Origin of the sequence: Pseudomonas sp. TH43 (genome assembly GCF_016650635.1) — a bacterium.
In the GTDB taxonomy this organism is placed as follows: domain Bacteria; phylum Pseudomonadota; class Gammaproteobacteria; order Pseudomonadales; family Pseudomonadaceae; genus Aquipseudomonas.
Window position 1 is genome coordinate 372,757 of sequence record NZ_JAEKFI010000003.1, and the last position, 21,301, is coordinate 394,057.

Genomic DNA, 21,301 nt, shown 5'->3' on the forward strand with positions numbered 1-21,301 from the left:
AACAAGAACCGAGGGTTTTATGGGTATCGCTGCCAGCGAACTGTGCCGCTACGTGATCCGTCCCACGCTGATCTATCTGGGACGCCACAGCGCGACTGCCGAATCTCTGCTGCTGGGCATCGCCGCCAGCCAATCCGCTCTCGGCTCCGCCCTGCATGACCGCCGGGGCCACGGCCTGTACCGCATCGCCGAGCACCGTCACCAAGCCCTTTGGGATGATTATCTGGCGCTCGACCCGGAACGCGCCAGCCTGGTTCGCGGCCTCGCCAGCCAGCATGCTTTCCTGACCGGCCCGCACCTGGAACTGACGGTCAATCTGCGTTACGCCACGGCCATTGCCTGGCTGCTGGTCGAAGAGCAAAACCCCACCCTCCCCGACTCAAACGATTTGCTGGGAATGGCGCGTATCTGGCGCCAGACCTTTCAACCCCAAGGTCGTCTGCGCGACTTCACTTACGCCTGGCAAACCTGTGTTTCAACATTGAATCAGGTCGCTTGCTGACCGACTGGTTTCAGAAGATCTGCCAACAGGTCGCGATTCTGGTCGGATTGTCCTACAAAACCGCTCTAACTCAAGGCATACGGACTATAGCGCTGGGACGAAAATCTTGGTAATTTTCGCCCCGGTGATCACCAGGAGTTCTAATAATGAAAAAAGTAATGCTCAAAACCACCCTTAGCCTCGCCGTTACCATGGCATCCACCCAGATCTTCGCAGCTGGCTTTGCCATCAACGAACACAGTATCAGCGGGATGGGCACTGGTTACGCTGGGCGATCCTCTTCTGCCGACGACGCAAGCACTATTTATGGCAACCCTGCCGGCATGTCGCGCATCGAGCGTGAAGAAGTCACTGGTGGTGTTGCTTTCCTCGACGCAAAAACCGATATCAGCGATGCCAGCTCCAGCCCTAACGGCGGCAGCAACAAAGGCGACATGGTGCCCTTCACCTCCGTACCTATGGGCTTCTACGTCAAACCGATCGATGAGCATTGGGCATTCGGTCTCGGTGTCTACGTGCCGTTCGGCCTGATTACCGACTACGAAAACAACTTCGCCGGCCGCTACTTCGGCAGCAAGTCCGAAGTACAAGTCATCACCTTCCAGCCAACCGTGAGCTACAAGTTCAACGACGTGGTGTCGATCGGTTTCGGTCCGACCATCAACCGCATCGACGGCACCCTGGAATCGAACCTGTCGATCACTCAGGCCGCTCCGGACGGCAAGGTCAAGATCAAGGGTGACGACACCGCACTGGGCTACAACATTGGTGTGCTGGTGCAAGCCACTGACACCACTCGCCTGGGTCTGACTTACCACTCGAAAGTCGACTACAAGCTCGAAGGCAACACCAAGGTCAACTACGGTGTGCTGGGCGCAATCGGCCTGGGCGCCAACCAGAAGTACGACGCTTCGCTGAAGATCACCACGCCTGAATCCGTGGACTTCTCGGTCACCCAGGCCATCAACGACCAGTGGAACGTCTATGCCGGTTCCACCTTCACCCGTTGGAGCCAGCTGAAAAAGATCACCGTAGAAAACTCGGGCGTTCAGCCGCTGCTGGCCGGTCAGTTTGGCGAGATCACCGAAGACCAGAACTGGCACGACTCCTGGGCTTACGCCGTGGGTACGTCGTACCAGTTGAACAAGGAATGGGTACTGCGTACCGGTCTGACCTTTGACCAATCGCCGACCAACAACGTCGACCGCTCGCCACGTATTCCTACTGGCGACCGGACAATCTTCAGCATCGGTGCCGGCTGGAGCCCGACCGAGGACCTGACCATCGACGTTGCTTACTCGTACCTGAAAGAAGAGTCGGTGAAGATCCACAACGAAAACGATCGTGGCCAGACCTACGACGCCAAGTATGAAAACTCGGCGAACGGTTTCGGTGTCGGCGCTACTTACCGCTTCTGATGCTGCGCGGCGAGGCTAACCCCTCGCCCACTGAAAAGCCCCGCTCTCTTTGCAGAAAGCGGGGCTTTTTCATGCCTGTTCAAAACACCACAACCCCAGCAGGAGCAGAGCTTGCTTGCGAAAGCGGTAGGTCAGGCAGCTTATCCATCAACTGACACACCGCTTTCGCGAGCAAGCTCTGCTCCTACAAAGGCTGTGCGCGTCAGGGGTTGAGGGGTTTCGAGGCGATGGCCTTTTCGATCGCGGCAATAAACTCCGGATCATCCGGTTTGGTCAGGCTGGAGAAATTGGCGATGACCTTGCCCTGGCGATCAATCACGTATTTGTAGAAATTCCACTTCGGCGCGCTGCTTTGTGCAGCCAGCACCTGGAACATATGCGTAGCGTCATCACCACGGACTTTTTGCGGTTCGGTCATGGCGAAAGTCACGCCATAGTTGGCGTAGCAGACCTTGGCAGTCTCGGCGCTGTCCTTGGACTCCTGCTTGAAGTCATTGGAAGGAACGCCGAGCATTTCCAGCCCTTGCCCTTCGTAGCGCTTATGCAGCGCCTCAAGCCCTTCGAACTGTGGCGCGAACCCGCAGAAACTGGCGGTGTTGACCACCACCAGCGGTTTGTCGGCGTACTGCTTGCACAGATCAATGGACTCTTTAGCCCGCAACTTGGGCAACGAGCCTTGCAATACTTCCGGGCAATCGGCGGCCTGAGCCAATCCGGTCAACGCCATCAACAAAGCGGGAACCGCACACCAGCGCATCAGCATCTCGAGCATCCTTGAGCGTTCGTCAGAACTCGACGTTACTCGCCGTGCCACGTTCTAGCAAATGCTCATGCCCAGTTGCATCAACGCCAGACCGCCCTGATGCCAACCCCACCACACCAGCGCCAGCAGAGCGACGCCGAGTGCGGTGATGGCAATACGTGGCCAGACTCGGCTCATGCGGGGCTCGCACTGGCTTGCAGGCGAGCAACCGGGCGCTCGCGCACTGGCCAGTTCAACGCCGCCGCCAGCAGGCTGAGAAGAATCGCCACTTGCCAGATCAAGTCATAACTCCCGGTACGGTCATACACCACCCCGCCCAGCCAGCCGCCCAGAAAAGAGCCAAGCTGATGGAACAGGAACACGATGCCACCGAGCATGGACAGGTTGCGCACGCCGAACAAGGTCGCCACCGTACCGTTGGTCAACGGCACAGTCGACAACCATAAAAAGCCCATGGCCATGCCGAACAGATACGCCGATGTGGTGGTCACCGGCAGCCACAGAAACAGCGCGATCACCACCGCACGCAACAGGTACAGCGCGGTGAGCAAGCGTGGTTTCGACATGCGCCCACCGAGCCAGCCGGCGGTGTAAGTGCCGAAGATATTGAACAGCCCGATCAGCGCCAGAACGGTGGTGCCGACAGTTGCCGGCAGATGCTGATCGACCAGATAGGCCGGCAAATGCACGCCGATGAACACCACCTGAAAACCACAGACGAAAAAACCGAACGCCAACAGCCAGAACCCCGAATGCGAACATGCCTCACGCAGGGCTTCGGACAGCGTCTGTTCATGGCCGGCCAGCGGCAGCGGCTTGTCTTTGAGCATGCTCACCAGCGGCACGATCATCGCCACCAGCAGGCCCAGCACCAACAACGCTGCTGACCAGCCGAGCCAACCAATCAACCCCAGGGTGCCCGGTAACATGGCGAATTGGCCGAAGGAGCCGGCAGCGCTGGCAATGCCCATGCCCATGCTGCGTTTCTCCGGCGGCACGGCGCGTCCGACCACGCCGAGGATTACTGAAAACGACGTGCCTGAGAGGCCGATACCGATCAGCAGGCCGGCACTCAGCGACAAGGTTACCGCCGAATCCGACAGGCCCATGCACACCAACCCCGCGGCGTACAGCACACCGCCGACCAGCACCACTTTTGCCGCACCGAAACGGTCGGCCAGCGCCCCGGTGAACGGCTGCGCCAAGCCCCAGATCAGGTTCTGCAAAGCGATGGCGAAGGCAAACACTTCGCGCCCCCAGCCGAACTGCGCACTCATCGGCGACAGAAACAAACCGAAGCCGTGACGCACGCCCAGTGACAACGCCAGAATCAGCGCACTTCCGACCAACACCCAACCGCACGTACGCCACATCGATGTCATTGTTATTCTCCGGTCGCGGGTATATACCCGCTTGAACCTGAAAAAACTGGCGTCAGGCCAGTTCATCCAGCAATTTGAGCAAGGTTTCACGCTTCTCGGCGCCCAGACGGTCGATCAGCCGTTGCTGCGCCGCTTCCCAGGCCGGCAGCGCTGCTGCGAGGCGTTGCGCACCGGTTTCGGTGAGCCGGACGATGCGGTTGCGCATGTCAGCACCCTCCGCCAGCGCCACCAACCCTTCACCCTCCAGCACGCGCACATTGCGTCCCAGGGTGCTGCGATCCAGGCCCATGGCCTCGGCGAGTTCGGAGATGCTCGGTTGATCCAGACGTTGCAGATTGCACAGCAGAGAATACTGGGCAACGTTGATCCCGAAGCCATCGAGAGCGCCGTCGTAATGCCTGCTGACGCCACGCGCGGCGCGACGCAGGTTGGTGCACAAACACTGAGAAGAAAGCATGATGCGTGTATATACCCGCGAATGTGTTAAATCAAGTTACAGATGAGTTTACCCATAACATTCGTGGCGCCTGCCACATTTAATATATGCCCCCCTGTGGGAGCGAGCCTGCTCGCGAAGAGGCCAGTAAAGTCAATCCAAACCTGTCAGACCAAAACCCATCCAACCAGCACCGCCATCTCCAGCAATTCCAGCAACGCCCCCGCCGTATCCCCCGTCGTCCCGCCCAACCGCCGCATCATCACTCGCCGCAGCCAGACAAACACTCCAACGGAAAGCACCAACGCGACAATCGCGCCAGACCCGGCGATCACTAAGCATGCCAGCGCACTTACCCCGAGCACCCACCAGCCAACACGACGTGGCAAATGATCCGCCAACGCCTGGCCCAAGCCACCCGCACGCACATACGGCGTGGTCAGAAACAACCCCAGCAACGCCGCCCGCCCCAGCAACGGCACGATGATCAATGCCGCCCCCTGCTGTTGCTCGATCAACGCCAGCAGCGCGGCAAACTTCAGCAGCAACACCAACACCAGCGTCACCACCGCAATCGGCCCGCTGCGCGGATCCTTCATGATTGTCAGCGTGCGCTCGCGATCACCAAAACCACCGAGCCAGGCATCGGCGCTATCGGCCAGACCATCCAAGTGCAACGCGCCACTGAGCAGCACCCACACCGTCAACAGCAGCGCTGCGTGCAGCAACAGCGGCGCGCCAGCCAAGAACAGATTCAACCCCCAGAGAATCGCACCGAACAGCAGACCCACCAGCGGATAAAACAGCAGTGAACGCCCAAGCTGTTCGGGCTCGGGCATCCCCGGTAAACGAATCGGCAGGCTGCTGAGAAATTGCAGGGCGATCCACAGCGGCAACATATCAGTGACCTTCCTTGAGCGAACCGTCGGCCTCGACCGTCAGGGAAAACAGCGCACCATGCGCCACTTCAACGCTGAGCAATTGTTCACGCGGCAAACCCCGCGCCTGCGCCAGCAGCAAACGCATCACACCGCCATGACTGATCAGTAACACCCGTTCACCGGCATAGGCCTCGTGCAGACGCTTGACCGCCGCCAATACCCGCACAGAAAAATCACTGACCGGCTCGCCCTGTGGCGGTGTAAACGAATAAGGATCAGCCCAGAACAGCCCGAGTGCTTGCGCATCCGTCTCCATCAACGCCGCCGCGCTCTGCCCTTCCCACGCGCCGAAATGCAGTTCCTGCAGATCCTTGTCCCGTTGCACCGGCAGATTCAGTTGCTCGCCAAGTTCATCAGCGAAACGCGCACAACGCTGCAATGGCGAGCTGACCAGACGATCCCATGGCCCCGCCGCAACCACCGCCGTGCGCATCTGTGCCCAACCGGTGTCGGTTAGCGCATCGTCCAGACTGCCGCGCAACCCTCCGCCCAGTTCAGTCTCGCCGTGACGCAGCAGATCCAGACGCAACGTCATGCCGGGCGATCCGCCACTGCCGCTTCTGCGAACGTCGCCATCTGCCCGTGCAGGTCACAGGCCAGACGCAACAACGGTACCGCCAACGCAGCACCGCTGCCCTCGCCCAGACGCAGACCGAGTTCCAGCAGCGGCTCGGCTTGCAGAGCTTCCAGGACATGCCGATGACCCGGCTCGGCACCACGATGGCCGAACAACAACCACTCGCGGCACGCCGGATTCAGGCGCACAGCGACCAGCGCGGCGACCGTGCAGATAAAGCCGTCGACCAATACCGCAACGCCTGCCTGAGCGCAGGCCAGATAACCACCGGCCAGCGCTGCAATCTCGAAACCACCGAGGTTGAACAGCGTCTGCAAGGCATCGCCCCGCTGCGCCGCATGCAGTGACAACGCGCGCTCGATCACTTGCGCTTTGCGGCTGACACCTTCGGCGTTCAAGCCAGTGCCCGGACCGGTCAGCAGCGCCACCGGGCAATCCAGCAACGCGCAAGCCACGGCGCTCGCCGCGGTGGTGTTGCCGATGCCCATTTCGCCGCCGATGAACAACTGCGCACCCGCCTCTTTCGCGCGCAGCACGCTGTCACGACCGGCCAGCAAAGCGAGCTCGCCCTGCGCCTGTGTCATCGCCGCGCCCTGCACGAAATTCGCCGTGCCCAGCCCAATGTTCAGATGACGCACACCGGGTAGATTCAGCGACGGCGTCACCGTGCCCAGATCCACCACTTCAAGCTGCGCACCGAGTTGTCGCGCCAGCACACTGATCGCCGCGCCGCCGCTGACAAAATTGAGCAGCATCTGCCCGGTAACTTCCTGCGGGAACGCAGAAACCCCTTCAGCGACCACGCCATGGTCACCGGCGAAAATCGCAATCCAGACCTGTTCGAGCGTCGGTTTGACCTGCCCTTGCAGGCCAGCCAGTTGCACCGCAACCGATTCAAGCCGACCGAGCGAACCGGCCGGTTTGGTCAGTTGCTGCTGCCGCGCCGCCGCTTGTGCAACGACATTCGCATCCACCGGTTTGCACGGATTGAGCCACCACGATTGAGTCATAACGCAGGTCCTTTCAGAGTCAGGGGCAGGCCGGCGACGGTCAGGACGACACGCTGACAGCGCTCAGCCAGAGCTTGATGCAGCCAACCGGCTTCATCGACGTAGCGGCGAGTCAATTCGCCCAGCGGCACGACACCCATTCCGGTCTCGTTGCTGACAAAAATGATTTCCCCCGGCAGTGACGCCAGGCATTCGAGCAGGGCTTCGCGCTCGGCGACGAGGCGCTCGGCATCGTCAAGCATCAGCAGATTGGTCAGCCACAACGTCAGGCAATCGACCAGCAGGCAGCGCTCGGTGCTGGCGTTTTCGCGCAGCACGCGAGCCAGCGTCAGCGGCTCTTCGATGAGCGCCCATTCAGCGGGACGGCGGGCGCGGTGATGGGCTACGCGGTCGCTCATTTCACCGTCCAGCGGCTGGCTGGTGGCGATGTAGGTCACCGCCAAATTGCTTTCGCTGGCGAGTTTTTCCGCCAGGCGACTTTTGCCGGAGCGGGCGCCGCCGAGGATCAGTTGGAGCATCGGTTCATCCAGGAAAATGTGTCGTGAGGCAAGCGGCCTCATCGCTGGCAAGCCAGCTCCCACAGGGTTCAAAGGTGTTCACAAAATTTGCAACCTACATCAAGACTTGTGGGAGCTGGCTTGCCAGCGATGAGGCCTGCATAGGCAATTCAGATCCCACAGAGCTGACGCAACAAACCGGTATCGAGATGCTTTTCCACCAGATCCGCCAAGCGCTCGATATCACGCTCGCGCAAGCCGTGGTAATCCACTTCCTGCACATCACTCAAGCCGGCCCAGCGCAACAACGCCGCACTGGCCGCCGGCGACTCGAACAAGCCATGCAGATACGTGCCGAACACTTGCCCGTCAGCACTCTGCGCACCATCGCAGCGGCCGTCATCCAGATGCACCGCGGCGTTTTCCAAGGCCGGCCCGGTGGTCACGCCAGCATGAATTTCATAGCCGCTGACCTCGGCCTCTTCCAGCGCCAATCTTCCCCGCACATTGCGCAGCTGTTTCTCGGCCTCCAGCGTCGTATCAAACGCCAACAAACCCAAACCGGCACTGGAACCCGCCGCGCCCTCCAGCCCCAGCGGGTCATGTACCTGCTCACCGAGCATTTGCAGACCGCCACAGATCCCCAGCACTTTGCCGCCGTAACGCAAGTGCCGACTGATCGCCACGTCCCAGCCATTGGCGCGCAGATACGCCAGGTCACTGCGCACGCTTTTTGAGCCGGGCAGGATGATCAAATCCGCCGCAGGAATTGCCTGCCCCGGACCAACGAATTGCAGATCGACCTGCGGATGTAATCGCAACGGGTCGAAATCGGTGTGGTTACTGATGCGCGGCAGCACCGGCACCAGCACTTTCAACAGCTGCTCAGCCTTGTCGGTCTGGCGTTGATCGATGCCGTCTTCGGCTTCCAGATGCAGATCCATCACGTACGGCAACACACCCACGACCGGCTTGCCGGTGCGCTGCTCAAGCCAGTCCAGGCCCGGTTGCAGCAGGGCGATGTCGCCGCGAAAACGGTTGATGATGAAGCCTTTGACCCGTGCCTGCTCACTTGGCGAGAGCAGTTCCAGGGTGCCGACCAAGTGCGCGAAAACCCCACCGCGATTGATGTCGGCAATCAGCAACACCGGGCAATCGACTGCTTCGGCAAAGCCCATGTTGGCGATGTCGCCGGCACGCAGATTGACTTCCGCTGGCGAGCCTGCGCCTTCGACCATCACCAACGGATACGCCGCACAGAGGCGCTCGTGCGAGGCGAGCACCGCTTTCATCGCGATGGCTTTGTAGTCGTGATAGGCGACGGCGTTCATGCTGGTGACCGCGCGACCATGGATGATCACCTGCGCGCCGGTATCGCTGTTGGGTTTGAGCAGCACCGGATTCATGTCAGTGTGCGGCGCGAGAAACGCCGCTTGCGCTTGCACCGCTTGCGCACGGCCGATCTCGCCGCCGTCGGCGGTCACTGCGCTGTTGAGCGCCATGTTCTGCGGCTTGAACGGCACCACCGCTACACCCTGACGGGTTGCCCAGCGGCACAGCGCCGTGACCAGCGTACTTTTACCGGCATCGGAAGTGGTGCCCTGCACCATCAGGGTTGTCATGCTGACTGTTCCTTGGAGCAATCCTTGGTGAATGCTTGCAGCGCCTGTTCAAGACGCGCCTCTTCGCCGGCATCGGCAGGCAGGCCAAAACGCAGGCTGCTGTTATGCGTGAAGATGCGCAGGAGAATGCCGCGCCGCGCCATGAAGTCGTGCAGTGTCTGGGCGTGCTCGGTGATCAGCCACTGGAACAGCGCGCAGCCGCCCTGGGGCTTGAAGCCGTAGCGCTCCAGCAACGAGGCCAGTCTTGAGCTCGCTTCATCGCTGCGAATCCGTTGTCGGGTATGGCCCTCGGTGTCTTCCAGGCACGCCTGCCCGAGTACCCGCGTCGGCCCGCTGACCGCCCACGGCCCGACCTGTTCGGCAAGCAGCCTGAGCAACTTGCGCTCGGCCAGCACAAACCCCAGACGCACCCCGGCCAGACCGAAAAATTTGCCGAACGAACGCAATACGATCAAGCCGACCTGATGCGCATGGGCTGCCAGGCTGAATTGTGGTGAGTTGTCCATGAACGCTTCATCGACCACCAGCCAGCCACCGCGCTGCGCCAGTCGCGCATGCCAGTCGAGCAGGCGCGCCGGGGTCAGGCTCAGGCCGGTCGGATTGTTCGGATTGACCACCACCAGCACGTCGAGGCTGTCGAGAAAAAACTCGACTTCCTGCTCCATGACCTCACGCACGATGTAACCACTGCGGCGCCATGCCTCGGCATGCTCGGCGTAGCACGGCGACAACACGCCAACCTTGCCGGCCCGGCGCAAGCGCGGCAGCAACTGGATGGCCATCTGTGAACCGGCGACCGGTAATACCTGCGATGCACCGTAGTAGTCGCAGGCAGCTTGTTCCAGACCATCGTCGGTTTCCGGCAAGCGTGCCCAGGCGCGCAGCGGGATATCCGGAACCGGAAATGGCCACGGTGCCAGACCGCTGGACAGGTCAAGCCAATCGCTTTCGGCGATGCCGTATTGCTGCGCCGCTTTGCGCAAGCGGCCACCGTGCTCAAGCATAGAATTCAGCCCCCACGCAAAGAATCAGCAGCCACAACCATACCCCGCGCTGCACCAATTGCCAGCCGCGATCAATGGAATCGGCATCGGCTGGCGCGCCCTCGCCGAGTTGCGGACGCTCATGCAATTCGCCGTGATAGATCGCTGGGCCGCCCAGCTCAACACCGAGCGCACCGGCACCCGCCGCCATCACCGGACCTGCGTTGGGGCTGTCCCACTGCGGCGCCTGGGTGCGCCAGCACTTCAACGCCAGTCGGGTTTTACCCAGCAGCGCGTAGGTCAACGCAACCAGACGCGCAGGAATGTAGTTGAGCACGTCGTCGATTTTTGCCGCTGCCCAGCCAAAACGTTCGAAACGTTCGTTGCGATAACCCCACATCGCGTCGAGCGTATTGCTCAAGCGATAGAGCACCACGCCCGGCGCACCGGCGACGACAAACCAGAACAGCGCGGCGAATACCGCGTCGCTGCCGTTCTCCAGCACCGATTCGGTGGCGGCGCGGGCGACAGCGGTGCTGTCGAGCTCATCGGTTTGACGGCTGACCAGATAACCGACGCGCTTGCGTGCTTCGTCCAGATCATCCGCGCGCAACGCAGCGGCCACGGGTGCGACATGCTCACCGAGGCTGCGCATGCCGAGGGCGCAATACAGCGCGAGAATCTCGACGAGCCAACCGACATAAGGTGCCCAGGAAAATGCCGTCGCGAGCAGCGTCAACGGCAGCACCGCGATCACCCAGGCCGTGACGCCATGACTGCGCCAGCCTCGGCCGGCGGCATTGAAACGTTGCTCGATGCGCCCGGCAAAATTGCCGAATGCCACCAGCGGATGCCAGCGTTTCGGTTCACCCAGCAACGCATCCAGCGCAACTGCGGCGACACTCAACAACGCCACACTCATTGACTCACTCCCCAATAATTGTCGTACAGCAACTCATTGAGCGGACGCGCCTGCGCCCACCCTTCGAGTACCAGCATCGGCGCCGGATAAAATTCCTTGACCGGGCCCAGACACAACACCGCCAGCGGCTTGGCCCCGGCCGGCAATTTCAACAGGTCGGCCAGCGCCTGCGGCTCGAACAGCGAGACCCAGCCCATGCCCAGTCCTTCGGCACGGGAGGCCAGCCAGAGGTTCTGAATCGCACAGGACAACGACGCCATGTCCATTTCCGGTAGCGTGCGGCGACCGAAGATGTGTTTTTCGCGATCGTCCATCAGCGCCGCCACCAGCACTTCGGCGCAGTCGTTGATGCCCTCGACCTTGAGCTTCATGAACTCATCGCTGCGCTCGCCCAGGGCTTCGGCGGTACGGACGCGTTCTTCTTCGACGAGGTTCTGGATCTGGCCGCGCAGGGTACGGTCGCTGATGCGGATAAAACGCCAGGGCTGCATCAGACCGACGCTCGGCGCCTGATGGGCGGCTTCGAGCAAACGGCGCAGCAATTCGGGCTCGACTGTGCCGCCAGTGAAGTGGCGCATGTCGCGGCGTTCGGCGATGGCTCTATAGACGGCTTGGCGTTCGGCCTCTGTATATGCGTTATCTTTCATGGCCCCTTCGCGAGCAGGCTCGCTCCCACAGGAGACCGAGTTTCTTCAGACACTGCATCACTTACTGTGGGAGCGAGCCTGCTCGCGAAGGCGGCCTCGGCATCAGGCGCAAAGAGTGCCGCGACAGCCACAGGATTCGACGGGAAATAGAAGTGCACATAAGAAGCCGTCATCCGCCCTTCCCGATAAACCGCCTCAGCCCCGCGCCCGCCATTCGGGCTCAAGCCACGGGCAATCGGCGTCAGCTCAGTGGTGGTCAGCGAATGGTGATAGGTGTGGCCACGCAGAGAGCCTTCCGGCAGATCCACCGCTTGCAGCGCCAACGCCGCCAGACGCTTTTGCATCACCGCATCGCCCACCAGCAAACCGACCAGCTCGGCGCGAGTGCCTTCGACGTCGGTCAAGGAATCGAGCAGATACAACATGCCGCCACACTCGGCGAGTAACGGTTTGCCGGCCGCATGATGCGCACGGATCGCGTCGAGCATCGCGGTGTTTTGCGACAGCGCAACGTGATGCAACTCCGGGTAACCACCGGGCAGATACAGACTGTCCGCCACAGGTAATTGCGTGTCGCGGATCGGCGAGAAGAAACTCAGTTCGGCGCCCATCGCCCTCAGCAGATCGAGACTCGCGCCATAGGTGAAGGCAAACGCCTCATCACGTGCGACCGCGATACGCACGCCTTCAAGCAGCGGTTCTGCGACAACTACGTCAGGTGCGGCAAATTCCACAGCCGGTGGCAGCGCTACCTCGCAACTGCTGGCCAGCGCGTCGGCGGCCGCGTCGAGGCGCATATCAAGGTCATTCAGTTCGCTGGCCTGGACCAGACCAAGATGTCGACTCGGCAGTTCGATGCCGGTCTCGCGAGACAACGCGCCGTACCAGCGCAAACCTTCAGTGAGGCTGCCTTCGAGCAATTGTGCGTGGCGCAAAGTGCCGACACGGTTGGCCAACACTCCGGCAAACGGCAGATCCGGCTGATACTTCGCCAGGCCCAGCGCCAACGCACCAAAGGTCTGCGCCATGGCCGTGCCGTCGATCACTCCAAGCACCGGCACACCAAAATGTCGCGCCAGATCGGCGCTCGATGGCGTGCCATCGAACAACCCCATCACGCCTTCGATCAGGATCAGATCGGCCTCAGCGGCGGCTTCCCACAACAGACGACGACTTTCCTGCTCGCCGACCATCCACATGTCCAGTTGATACACCGGCGCACCGCTGGCGCGCTCGAGAATCATCGGATCGAGAAAGTCCGGGCCGCATTTGAAAACGCGCACCTTGCGCCCCTGATTGCGATGCAAACGGGCGAGCGCGGCGGTGACGGTGGTCTTGCCCTGACCGGAGGCCGGCGCGGCAATGAGTACCGCCGGGCAGTGACGTGGTTGATTCAAAGTTCGACGCCTTTCTGCGCTTTGATGCCAGCCTGGAAGGCGTGTTTGAGCATGCCCATTTCGGTGACCGTGTCGCCCATTTCGATCATTTCCGGCTTGGCCGCGCGACCGGTGACGATCACGTGCTGCATCGGCGGACGCGCCTGCAAATCGCTGAGCACCTGATCGAGATCGAGATAACCGTGTTTGAGGGCGATGTTCAATTCATCGAGCACCACCAGGCCGATCGATGGATCGCGCAGCAGTTCACGGGAGACGGCCCAAGCGGCCTCGGCGGCGGCGATGTCGCGTTGACGATCCTGGGTCTCCCAGGTGAAGCCTTCGCCCATGACGTGGAACCGTACCTGCTCCGGGAAGCGGCGGAAGAACAGCTCTTCGCCGGTGCTGTTGCGGCCCTTGATGAACTGCACCACGCCACACTGCATGCCGTGGCCCATGGCGCGGGCGAGCATGCCGAACGCCGAGCTGCTCTTGCCTTTGCCATTACCGGTCAGCACCAGCACCAGGCCGCACTCGTCGGGCGAGTTGGCGATGCGTTCGTCGATCACGGCTTTTTTGCGCTGCATACGCGCCAGATGGCGCTCGTCGCGCTCGGGGGAATCAGTCATGGGGGAGCTCTCCGTTGAGGCTGGATAACGGCGGGCAGGCACAAGAATAGACGGCAAAAAGCCTGGCATCGCCCACCGTGATGCCGCTGAATGGATCAGGCCGGTCTCCGGGCTCATGAGCGGCATTCGCCAGACTGCGCGCCTTCCCGCTTCTTTCGAGGCAGTGGCTCAAGGCGCAGCTTTTACTCATTTACCGTTGCGGGGGCAGCGCCGGGATCGTGGTGACTTCGCTTGAAGACAACCCTCACCGGCTTCCCTGTTTCACTCTGTCGACGGGGTCACAGAGCACCTGAAACAAGCCGCGAAGGTTAGAGGGTTGGGGGTGGAGCGTCAATTAAAGAGGGGGTCAGCGGGCGAATAACTGCCGCCGATCAATTATCTGGCGCCAATCTTGTGCCACACTGATACAAATGATATCAAAGAGCCATGCTTTTCTCCGAAAACGCACATCACAACAATAAGGATGATTACGATGCAAGGCATGATCATCAGCAACCCGCGCCTGGAATTTCTGCGCCCGGTGCTTGAACGCTGGTTTGACTGTATCGACCGCTTTAACGCCGTACGGGGCGACAGCGACACACCGTACTGGCATGACGAGAAGGCCAATCTCGGTTTGCTCTCGGCAGCGGCCTGGATGGCCGAACTGGTCACCCTGAACGACACGCCTACGCGCAAACAAAATGAAGAAGGCGAGCGCAATGTCCGCGCTGATCTGTTCGTTGCCGGCGCCGAAGATCGCGCTTACATACAGGCCACACAGCGCTGGCCACGGGTCAACAACCTCAACCTGACCCAGGCCCTTCTCGACATCACCAACGATGCCAAACGCATCAGCTTTGCCAGCGACCTCAAACTCGGCTGCCTGTTTGTCGCCCCGCAAAAAGCCCAGCACAGCGCCAGCCCGGAAGAGCTGCAGGACATGGTCGACGACCTGCAAAAAGAACACACCTGCGCGGTCGCCTGGTATTTCCCGTACGCCTACCGCAAGTTGCGCAGCGAAGCCGGCAACTATCACCCCGGCATTGCCGTGCTGTTCAAGGAGGCCCGCGGTTGAGCAGTTGAACCATCGGTCTTGCGCGCGCCTCTATGATTAAGAATGCATTCATAGGGAAGATCAGCAATGCGCAAGACCCAGCTCGCTCTCGTTATCGCGCTCGCCGGAGGGCTCGTCGCCTGTGGTGAATCCTCCAGCCTGCAAGTCTCCGACGGCACCGGCCCGTCACCGAAACTGCCCGAACCGAACAAGACCCTGATCCCGACGGTGAACATCGCCCCGGCGATCGGCTGGCCCCAGGGTGGCAAACCCACCGCAGCGGCGGGCACGCAAGTCGCGGCATTTGCCGAAGGCCTTGACCACCCGCGCTGGCTCTATGTGCTGCCTAACGGCGATGTACTGGTAGCGGAAACCAATGCCCCACCGAAACCTGACGACAGCAGCGGCATTCGTGGCTGGGTCATGAAGAAAGTCATGGGCAAGGCCGGGGCCGGCGTGCCGAGTCCGAATCGCATCACATTGCTGCGCGATGCCGACCACGATGGCGTCGCCGAGACGCGCACCGTGTTTCTACAGAATCTCAACTCACCATTTGGCATGACCTTGGTCGGCAATGATCTGTATGTCGCCGACACCGATCGCCTGCTGCGATTCCACTACGAAGCCGGTGCGACCGAGATCAAAACCCAGCCGATCAAAGTGACCGACCTGCCGGGCGGCACGATCAACCATCACTGGACCAAAAACGTCATTGCCAGCAAGGACGGCAGCAAGCTCTACGTCACCGTAGGCTCGAACAGTAATGTCGGCGAAAACGGACTGGATAAAGAAGAGGGCCGCGCAGCGATCTGGGAAGTGGATCGTGCGACCGGCAATCACCGGATCTTCGCCTCGGGCATTCGCAACCCCAACGGCCTGGCCTGGGAGCCGACCAGTGGCGCGCTGTGGACGGCGGTCAACGAGCGCGACGAGATTGGCAGTGATCTGGTGCCGGACTACATCACCTCGGTCAAGGACGGCGCGTTTTACGGGTGGCCGTTCAGCTATTACGGGCAGCATGTTGATGTGCGGGTGAACCCGCAGAATCTTGATCTGGTAGCCAAGGCCATCGCCCCGGATTATGCCGTTGGCCCGCACACCGCTTCGCTTGGCCTGACCTTCGCCGAGGGCAACACCCTGCCGGCGCAGTTCAAGGAAGGCGCGTTCATTGGCCAGCACGGTTCGTGGAACCGCAAACCGCACAGTGGCTACAAAGTGATTTTCGTACCGTTCGCCGCCGGCAAACCTACGGGCCAACCAGTGGATGTGCTGACCGGTTTCCTCGACAAGGACGAGAATGCGCTGGGCCGACCAGTGGGCGTGGTGATCGATCAGCAAGGTGGCTTGCTGGTGGCGGATGATGTGGGGAACAAGGTGTGGCGAGTGTCTGCCACGAAGTGATATTGAATTTGACCTGAAACAACTGTGGGAGCGAGCCTGCTCGCGAATGCGGTGTGTCAGCCTCCATCGAGTTGACTGACACACCGCTTTCGCGAGCAGGCTCGCTCCCACATTAAGATTGCTGCGATTTTTCTTACGGGTTATGCGCCAGATGCTCTGGCTGCAACACTCGCTTGGCGCTCAGATAAGCCTTCTGCCAATACGCCTTCGACAAGCTATCAAGCTTCACCGTACCGCCGGTAGCCGGTGCATGCACGAACCGCCCTTCCCCAACGTAAATCCCCGCGTGACTGACTTGCGAGCCGCCATTGGTGGCAAAGAAGATCAGATCGCCCGTCTGCAAGCCTTCCTTGCCGACATTCGGCGCCTGCATCACGATCAGCTCGCGCGTGGATCGTGGCAGCGTGATGCCAGCCGCATCGCGGTAGACAAAGCCGATCAGGCCGCTGCAATCAAAGCCTGAATCCGGGGTGTTACCACCCCAGCGATAAGGCGTACCGACCAGACCGAGTGCGCGAAACAGCACGTCTTCAGCAGCGGGCGAGAATGATTGAGAGGGGCCGAACACCACCGGTGCGCGAACCACCGGCGCAGGAGGCGGTGTGCGACTGGCACAGGCACTGAGCAGCGCTGCGCAGAGCATCAATGTGAGGCGGGCCGACATCGTCATAAGCAGAACATCCTGATCTGGCTGCGGCTTTCTCTGCCGATGGACAGAAAACAAAACCGCCTGCGGAGCACGCAGGCGGTTTGCCATCAATATAGATTCAGGATTCTAGCGGCTACGCGGCAAACTTCAAGTAAGACTTTAACTTCACCTTGTAAAGTCTACGTCTACTCCGTTGCCGGGAGCCTGTTTGTCGCCGCGAATGCAGCGACAACGGGGAATTTACTTGCGAGCAGTGACCACGGTCGGTGCCATCGCCAGAGCGCGTTTGGCTTCGATGAAGGTCTTGTTCCAATAGCTGTCACCCAGGCTGTCGATGCGAACACCGCCGCTGCGACGACTGCTGGAATGGATGAACTGGTTGTCACCCAGGTAGATCCCGGCGTGACTGACACGACCACGACGACCGTTGGTGGCGAAGAACAGCAGATCGCCCGGCTCAAGGTTGCTGCGCGAGACCAGCGGCGCATCCACGTTGATCATTTCACGCGTGGAGCGTGGCAGGTTCATGCCGGCTTCTTCGCGGAACAGGTAACCGATGAAACCGCTGCAATCGAAACCGGCTTCAGAGGTACCGCCGAAACGGTAACGGGTACCGATCAGGGACATGCCGCGTTCGAGGATGCTGTCGGCCAGAACTGGAAGCTGGTAAGGCTTGCTGCCGTTGAAATCGGCCAGTTCTTTTTCGGTTGCCAGCTCTTCCTGATAAATAACGGAAGACTGGGCAGTGGCAGAATTTTTAACCTGTTGAGGCTGCTCTTGGACTGGAGAATGAGCAGCGCAACCGTACAACAGGGTGACGAGTGCGAGAGGCACGAGGGGTGCGAAGCGCTTTAGCATGGGCACGACCGTGGCTGATAGTTGTAAAGAAGCCGAGACTATGCCCGCTATCAGCCTCATTTGCAAATTCAATCGATCTTTTTGTGACTTCTCGGTTTCTCGTTTACATCTAAGCGCTTAAGCCCATTTGAGTCGATACGCGGCCTGCACACCGTGCAGGAAAGCGGATTTTCTGGCGCCTGAAATATGCCATAAAGCGCTGAAAGCCCCAGAACCAAAGGGATGGCTACCAGCCGAGGGTTTCTTTGAGGAAGGGAATAGTCAGCTTGCGTTGCGCCTGCAAAGAGGCCTGGTCGAGCTGTTCGAGCAGGTCGAACAACGCACTCATGCTGCGGGTGCCGCGAGTCAAAATAAAATGTCCGACTTCGTCGGTCAGGTGCAGACCGCGACGCGAGGCGCGCAATTGCAGCGCACGCAATTTGTCTTCATCGGAGAGTGGGCGCATCTGGAAAATCAGCGCCATGGTCAGACGCGACTTCAAGTCGGCCAGTTTGACCGGCAGTTCACGCGGCGAAGTGGAGGCCGCAATGAGCAGACGTCGACCGCTGTCACGCAGACGGTTGAACAGATGAAACATCGCCTCTTCCCAGTCAGCCTTGCCGGCAATCACCTGCAGATCATCCAGGCAAACCAGCTCGTACTGCTCAAGGTTGTCGAGAATTTCGACACCGCGATCCATCAACTCGGCCAATGGCAGATATACCGCCGGCTCACCCATCTGCTCGAAACGCAAGCAAGCCGCCTGCAACAGATGCGTACGCCCTACGCCGTGTTTACCCCACAGGTAGATCAGGCTTTCCGTCCACCCGGCGTCGGCTTCGCATAGACGCTCGACATAGCCGAGTGCAGCGGCATTGGCGCCTGGGTAGTAGTTGATGAAGGTGGCGTCGTCACGCAGACGCACACCTAGGGGCAGCTGAATCGGTTTCATGCTGACTGAACAGTTCCCAAGGAACCGTTAGTGGCCTCTGTGTAAAGTTTGCGAAGTTTATACCCGTGAAGCTGAGCGCACAATGCGACAGAGTCCAAGCAAAATCAAAGGTTTGCGTTAACGCACTGGTTTTATGAGCGTTTCGCTGACGGTATTTTGCCAGCATCGCCCGCAAGACACGGGCCAACCCGGCTGTCCGCCGGGTCGCCCGCCACCCTTACAACTCGGGCTCGTCCGTACCACTATAAATGTCGGAGTCCTTGTACAAGTCGTGCACATGGCGCACCAGCACCATGATGACCGCCGCCACCGGCAATGCCAGCAGTACACCGGTGAAGCCGAACAGCTCGCCGCCAGCCAGAATGGCGAAGATCACCGCCACCGGGTGCAGACCGATCCGGTCGCCCACCAGCAATGGCGTCAGCACCATGCCTTCAAGGGCCTGGCCAACCATGAACACCGCGACGATGCCGACCATCGGATACAGATCGCCTCCGAACTGGAACAAACCGGCAATCAATGCCGCACCGATGCCGATCACGAAGCCCATGTACGGCACGATTGCCGCCAAACCGGCGATCAGGCCAATCAACAGGCCCAGTTCCAGCCCGACAATCATCAGGCCCGCGGCGTAAATCACGCCCAGTGCCAGCATCACCAACAACTGTCCACGAACGAACGCGCCGAGCACTTCATGGCACTCGCCAGCCAGCGACACGATGGTTTCTTCGCGATCACGCGGCAGCAGGCTGCGGATCTTCGCCATCATCAGGTCCCAGTCGCGCAGCAGGTAGAAGCTCACCACCGGGATCAGCACCAGATTCGCCAGCCAGCCAATCAGCGCCAGACTCGACGCCGTCGCCTGGCTCAGCACCACACTGACAATGTCAGTGGTCTGGCCCATGTGCTCGCTGATAGCGGCTTTGACCTTGTCGAACTTCCAGAAGCCATCCGACAACCCCAGCTTGGCCTGAGCCCACGGCAGCGCCGTATGCTGCAACCAGTCGAGCATTTGCGGGGCCAGCTCATACAGGCGCACCAATTGCTTGGCGAGCATCGGTACCAGCACCAGCAACAGAGCGGTAACGATGAGGGTGAACAAGGCAAACACTGCAATCACGCCCCAAGTGCGCGACAGACCGAGCCGCTCCAGGCGATCCACCAGTGGATCGAACAGATAGGCCAGCAGCAGCGCCACCAGAAACGGCGTGAGGATCGGGTGCAGCAACCATACAAACGCGCAAAGCAGGACTACCCCACCGAGCCAGAACCAACGCCGCGTATCTGCCATGTACCACTCCTGCTGCTTCTATATAAGGAAAGACTTACCAGCGAAACCGCAACGACGGCGCCGCAGGTGTCGGGGCTGGCGCCGCAACAGGTGCTGCACCGGCAACCGCAGGCTGCGGCGCATCGATCGGGGTCGGTGCCTCGGGCGGCAGCTCCTGCAACTTCGCCAGCGACAACTGCGCGCGCATCTGATCGGCACTGCCATTGACCCGATACACGATGCGATCGCCATCGACACTTTGCAGACGCACGCCGAACGGTTCGAGTAACCGCAACAGCGTTGCGTAATGCTCAAGATTCATGCCCTGCACTTCCAGAGTCTGCTGACCCGAAACGCCAGGCTTGGCGACAAAACGTGGCGCCAAGCGCTCGGCCACCGCGAGCATCACCGCGTCGGCTACGGCAGCCTGATCGGCGCCCTGCACGCTGCCTGCCTCTTTTTGATCGCCCAGCCACAGATGCCATTTGGCCTGCCACTGCCCGCCTTCTTCGCGAGCATGCACGGCAAGCAAGGCATCCGCGTTGTAGCGCTCCGAAGCGCCGCGCAATGGCGCAGGGTCCGTGCCCTCGAGCGCGGGCGCCGTGGCCACCAGTTGCTCGCTCAAATCCGCCAGCGGCAAACGCAACGGCAAGCCGCGATGTTGCGCCGCTGCACGCAGAGGTGCCGCAGCGGCCTGGCCATCACCGACCAGACTCGAACCTTCAGTCGAATCGTTGAGCCACCAGCTCAGGATCGACGGACGACTGGCACCCCACAGCGACAACCCGGCGCGGCGCAATGCCTGCTCGGTGGTCGTCGGATCGAAATCGACCTTGAGCACTTCCGGCGGTCCGGCATCAAAGCCGAACTGACTGATGATCTGCTGCGGATCCTTGCGAATCGCCGCCAACCCCGGGTTCTGCGGGGCTTTCGGATCGCCGGTCAGGCGTAGCACCAGCGTATCGAGCGCCGCCTGAGTGGCGCGATCACGTTCTTCCGGTGCCTGACCGTGGACCGGCTCACGCACTTGATAAAGGCCTTTGAGGTTTTCGGCATGACTCGCCAGGCTGACCACAGACAAACAGCCCATAAACAACAATTTACAAAAACGCATGGAAAATTCCCGTCGACAGGAGCGGCTGGAACAGGCCGCGTGAACCGGTTGAGCAAGGCTGTGACCCTCGGCCGTTGCAAAACATTCACACGGCGGCGATAAGTTTTTGCACAGTGATAACGATAGACGGTTAATTGCCACACCTTATACAGGCACCCACGTCGCTCAATTGCAAAAAATTTCCGCTGATATGGCCCTGCCCGTCGGTGCGAGGATGGCCGCTGCCCCTCAAGCCTGATAAAATCGCGCGCCTTCGCAGACCGGCAACAGCCGGGCACCTCGAAACGCGCGTTAGGCCATCGCCCTCTCGATTTCGATGTTCCCGCTGAACTCGGTC

General features: G+C 60.7%; 23 protein-coding genes and 1 riboswitch. Of the genes, 4 read left to right on the forward strand and 19 right to left on the reverse strand.

Features of this window, described 5'->3' with window-relative positions:
- The first annotated feature begins 19 nt into the window (after positions 1-19).
- Positions 20-502: a hypothetical protein gene (locus JFT81_RS11210; protein ID WP_201227357.1), complete on the forward strand. Its 483-nt coding sequence runs from the start codon at positions 20-22 to the stop codon at positions 500-502.
- 146 nt (positions 503-648) lie between these two features.
- Positions 649-1,920, forward strand: coding sequence for an outer membrane protein transport protein (locus tag JFT81_RS11215; RefSeq protein WP_201227358.1), 1,272 nt, complete (start codon positions 649-651; stop codon positions 1,918-1,920).
- Between the two features lie 202 nt (positions 1,921-2,122).
- Here the strand turns inward: JFT81_RS11215 and JFT81_RS11220 are convergent, their stop codons facing one another.
- The 14 genes from JFT81_RS11220 to cobO all read right to left on the reverse strand — a co-directional run bounded on the left by JFT81_RS11220 (position 2,123) and on the right by cobO (position 13,705).
- The gene (locus JFT81_RS11220; RefSeq protein ID WP_201227359.1) at positions 2,123-2,683 is read right to left on the reverse strand and encodes a glutathione peroxidase; all 561 of its coding nucleotides are present in this window, start codon (positions 2,681-2,683) and stop codon (positions 2,123-2,125) included.
- 54 nt (positions 2,684-2,737) lie between these two features.
- Positions 2,738-2,860 (reverse strand): hypothetical protein, encoded by a 123-nt coding sequence (locus tag JFT81_RS29525; protein ID WP_277952777.1) that lies wholly within the window; start codon positions 2,858-2,860, stop codon positions 2,738-2,740.
- The gene (locus JFT81_RS11225) at positions 2,857-4,065 is read right to left on the reverse strand and encodes an MFS transporter (protein WP_201227360.1); all 1,209 of its coding nucleotides are present in this window, start codon (positions 4,063-4,065) and stop codon (positions 2,857-2,859) included. Before JFT81_RS11225 ends, JFT81_RS29525 begins: the two co-directional genes overlap by 4 nt.
- Positions 4,066-4,117: 52 nt before the next feature.
- Positions 4,118-4,522: a MarR family transcriptional regulator gene (locus JFT81_RS11230; protein WP_201227361.1), complete on the reverse strand. Its 405-nt coding sequence runs from the start codon at positions 4,520-4,522 to the stop codon at positions 4,118-4,120.
- A gap of 146 nt (positions 4,523-4,668) precedes the next feature.
- The gene (locus tag JFT81_RS11235) at positions 4,669-5,400 is read right to left on the reverse strand and encodes an adenosylcobinamide-GDP ribazoletransferase (RefSeq protein ID WP_201227362.1); all 732 of its coding nucleotides are present in this window, start codon (positions 5,398-5,400) and stop codon (positions 4,669-4,671) included.
- 1 nt (position 5,401) lies between these two features.
- A complete protein-coding gene (gene cobC / locus JFT81_RS11240) occupies positions 5,402-5,977 on the reverse strand; it encodes an alpha-ribazole phosphatase family protein (protein WP_201227363.1) in 576 nt (191 codons plus the stop codon).
- Positions 5,974-7,029 (reverse strand): nicotinate-nucleotide--dimethylbenzimidazole phosphoribosyltransferase, encoded by a 1,056-nt coding sequence (gene cobT, locus JFT81_RS11245; RefSeq protein ID WP_201227364.1) that lies wholly within the window; start codon positions 7,027-7,029, stop codon positions 5,974-5,976. Before cobT ends, cobC begins: the two co-directional genes overlap by 4 nt.
- On the reverse strand, positions 7,026-7,547 hold the full coding sequence (gene cobU, locus JFT81_RS11250) for a bifunctional adenosylcobinamide kinase/adenosylcobinamide-phosphate guanylyltransferase (protein ID WP_201227365.1): 522 nt from the start codon (positions 7,545-7,547) through the stop codon (positions 7,026-7,028). The genes cobT and cobU overlap by 4 nt, the downstream gene beginning before the upstream one ends.
- A 149-nt stretch (positions 7,548-7,696) precedes the next feature.
- Positions 7,697-9,148: a cobyric acid synthase gene (locus JFT81_RS11255; RefSeq protein ID WP_201227366.1), complete on the reverse strand. Its 1,452-nt coding sequence runs from the start codon at positions 9,146-9,148 to the stop codon at positions 7,697-7,699.
- Entirely contained in the window at positions 9,145-10,152 is a 1,008-nt protein-coding gene (gene cobD, locus JFT81_RS11260) for a threonine-phosphate decarboxylase CobD (RefSeq protein WP_201227367.1), read from the reverse strand. The genes JFT81_RS11255 and cobD overlap by 4 nt, the downstream gene beginning before the upstream one ends.
- Positions 10,145-11,053 carry an adenosylcobinamide-phosphate synthase CbiB gene (gene cbiB / locus JFT81_RS11265; protein WP_201227368.1) on the reverse strand — a complete coding sequence of 303 codons (909 nt, stop codon included), beginning with the start codon at positions 11,051-11,053 and terminating at the stop codon, positions 10,145-10,147. Before cbiB ends, cobD begins: the two co-directional genes overlap by 8 nt.
- Complete coding sequence (gene bluB / locus JFT81_RS11270; protein WP_201227369.1) at positions 11,050-11,700, reverse strand: 5,6-dimethylbenzimidazole synthase; 651 nt, start codon at positions 11,698-11,700, stop codon at positions 11,050-11,052. The genes cbiB and bluB overlap by 4 nt, the downstream gene beginning before the upstream one ends.
- On the reverse strand, positions 11,697-13,097 hold the full coding sequence (locus JFT81_RS11275; RefSeq protein WP_201227370.1) for a cobyrinate a,c-diamide synthase: 1,401 nt from the start codon (positions 13,095-13,097) through the stop codon (positions 11,697-11,699). Before JFT81_RS11275 ends, bluB begins: the two co-directional genes overlap by 4 nt.
- Positions 13,094-13,705, reverse strand: coding sequence for a cob(I)yrinic acid a,c-diamide adenosyltransferase (gene cobO, locus JFT81_RS11280; protein ID WP_003223053.1), 612 nt, complete (start codon positions 13,703-13,705; stop codon positions 13,094-13,096). Before cobO ends, JFT81_RS11275 begins: the two co-directional genes overlap by 4 nt.
- Positions 13,706-13,785: 80 nt before the next feature.
- A riboswitch (cobalamin riboswitch) is annotated at positions 13,786-14,013 on the reverse strand.
- Between the two features lie 164 nt (positions 14,014-14,177).
- Here cobO and JFT81_RS11285 point away from each other — a divergent pair.
- Positions 14,178-14,762: a hypothetical protein gene (locus JFT81_RS11285; protein WP_201227371.1), complete on the forward strand. Its 585-nt coding sequence runs from the start codon at positions 14,178-14,180 to the stop codon at positions 14,760-14,762.
- 66 nt (positions 14,763-14,828) lie between these two features.
- Positions 14,829-16,142 carry a sorbosone dehydrogenase family protein gene (locus JFT81_RS11290; RefSeq protein WP_201227372.1) on the forward strand — a complete coding sequence of 438 codons (1,314 nt, stop codon included), beginning with the start codon at positions 14,829-14,831 and terminating at the stop codon, positions 16,140-16,142.
- 133 nt (positions 16,143-16,275) lie between these two features.
- On the opposite strand, the gene JFT81_RS11295 is transcribed toward JFT81_RS11290, so the two are convergent.
- The 5 genes from JFT81_RS11295 to JFT81_RS11315 form a co-directional block, all read right to left on the reverse strand.
- The gene (locus JFT81_RS11295; RefSeq protein ID WP_201227373.1) at positions 16,276-16,812 is read right to left on the reverse strand and encodes a C40 family peptidase; all 537 of its coding nucleotides are present in this window, start codon (positions 16,810-16,812) and stop codon (positions 16,276-16,278) included.
- A gap of 219 nt (positions 16,813-17,031) precedes the next feature.
- The gene (locus JFT81_RS11300; RefSeq protein ID WP_201227374.1) at positions 17,032-17,649 is read right to left on the reverse strand and encodes an NlpC/P60 family protein; all 618 of its coding nucleotides are present in this window, start codon (positions 17,647-17,649) and stop codon (positions 17,032-17,034) included.
- Between the two features lie 226 nt (positions 17,650-17,875).
- Positions 17,876-18,580 carry a DnaA regulatory inactivator Hda gene (hda, locus tag JFT81_RS11305; RefSeq protein WP_008082931.1) on the reverse strand — a complete coding sequence of 235 codons (705 nt, stop codon included), beginning with the start codon at positions 18,578-18,580 and terminating at the stop codon, positions 17,876-17,878.
- A gap of 217 nt (positions 18,581-18,797) precedes the next feature.
- Complete coding sequence (locus JFT81_RS11310; RefSeq protein WP_201227375.1) at positions 18,798-19,871, reverse strand: AI-2E family transporter; 1,074 nt, start codon at positions 19,869-19,871, stop codon at positions 18,798-18,800.
- Between the two features lie 34 nt (positions 19,872-19,905).
- Positions 19,906-20,964, reverse strand: a complete 1,059-nt coding sequence (locus JFT81_RS11315) for a DUF2066 domain-containing protein (RefSeq protein ID WP_201227376.1) — start codon at positions 20,962-20,964, stop codon at positions 19,906-19,908.
- Between the last annotated feature and the right edge of the window lie 337 nt (positions 20,965-21,301).

Excerpts from the sequence above, each read along its gene's own strand:
- JFT81_RS11210 (WP_201227357.1), top strand. The coding sequence starts at position 20 with ATGGGTATCGCTGCCAGCGAACTGTGCCGCTACGTGATCCGTCCCACG.
- JFT81_RS11215 (WP_201227358.1), top strand. The coding sequence starts at position 649 with ATGAAAAAAGTAATGCTCAAAACCACCCTTAGCCTCGCCGTTACCATG.
- cobD (WP_201227367.1), bottom strand. The coding sequence starts at position 10,152 with ATGCTTGAGCACGGTGGCCGCTTGCGCAAAGCGGCGCAGCAATACGGC.
- JFT81_RS11230 (WP_201227361.1), bottom strand. The coding sequence starts at position 4,522 with ATGCTTTCTTCTCAGTGTTTGTGCACCAACCTGCGTCGCGCCGCGCGT.
- JFT81_RS11255 (WP_201227366.1), bottom strand. The coding sequence starts at position 9,148 with ATGACAACCCTGATGGTGCAGGGCACCACTTCCGATGCCGGTAAAAGT.
- JFT81_RS11300 (WP_201227374.1), bottom strand. The coding sequence starts at position 17,649 with ATGCTAAAGCGCTTCGCACCCCTCGTGCCTCTCGCACTCGTCACCCTG.
- JFT81_RS11290 (WP_201227372.1), top strand. The coding sequence starts at position 14,829 with ATGCGCAAGACCCAGCTCGCTCTCGTTATCGCGCTCGCCGGAGGGCTC.
- bluB (WP_201227369.1), bottom strand. The coding sequence starts at position 11,700 with ATGAAAGATAACGCATATACAGAGGCCGAACGCCAAGCCGTCTATAGA.
- cobT (WP_201227364.1), bottom strand. The coding sequence starts at position 7,029 with ATGACTCAATCGTGGTGGCTCAATCCGTGCAAACCGGTGGATGCGAAT.
- JFT81_RS11285 (WP_201227371.1), top strand. The coding sequence starts at position 14,178 with ATGCAAGGCATGATCATCAGCAACCCGCGCCTGGAATTTCTGCGCCCG.
- JFT81_RS11310 (WP_201227375.1), bottom strand. The coding sequence starts at position 19,871 with ATGGCAGATACGCGGCGTTGGTTCTGGCTCGGTGGGGTAGTCCTGCTT.
- JFT81_RS11295 (WP_201227373.1), bottom strand. The coding sequence starts at position 16,812 with ATGACGATGTCGGCCCGCCTCACATTGATGCTCTGCGCAGCGCTGCTC.
- JFT81_RS11225 (WP_201227360.1), bottom strand. The coding sequence starts at position 4,065 with ATGACATCGATGTGGCGTACGTGCGGTTGGGTGTTGGTCGGAAGTGCG.
- JFT81_RS29525 (WP_277952777.1), bottom strand. The coding sequence starts at position 2,860 with ATGAGCCGAGTCTGGCCACGTATTGCCATCACCGCACTCGGCGTCGCT.
- JFT81_RS11315 (WP_201227376.1), bottom strand. The coding sequence starts at position 20,964 with ATGCGTTTTTGTAAATTGTTGTTTATGGGCTGTTTGTCTGTGGTCAGC.
- cobO (WP_003223053.1), bottom strand. The coding sequence starts at position 13,705 with ATGACTGATTCCCCCGAGCGCGACGAGCGCCATCTGGCGCGTATGCAG.
- JFT81_RS11220 (WP_201227359.1), bottom strand. The coding sequence starts at position 2,683 with ATGCTGATGCGCTGGTGTGCGGTTCCCGCTTTGTTGATGGCGTTGACC.
- JFT81_RS11235 (WP_201227362.1), bottom strand. The coding sequence starts at position 5,400 with ATGTTGCCGCTGTGGATCGCCCTGCAATTTCTCAGCAGCCTGCCGATT.
- cbiB (WP_201227368.1), bottom strand. The coding sequence starts at position 11,053 with ATGAGTGTGGCGTTGTTGAGTGTCGCCGCAGTTGCGCTGGATGCGTTG.
- hda (WP_008082931.1), bottom strand. The coding sequence starts at position 18,580 with ATGAAACCGATTCAGCTGCCCCTAGGTGTGCGTCTGCGTGACGACGCC.
- cobC (WP_201227363.1), bottom strand. The coding sequence starts at position 5,977 with ATGACGTTGCGTCTGGATCTGCTGCGTCACGGCGAGACTGAACTGGGC.
- cobU (WP_201227365.1), bottom strand. The coding sequence starts at position 7,547 with ATGCTCCAACTGATCCTCGGCGGCGCCCGCTCCGGCAAAAGTCGCCTG.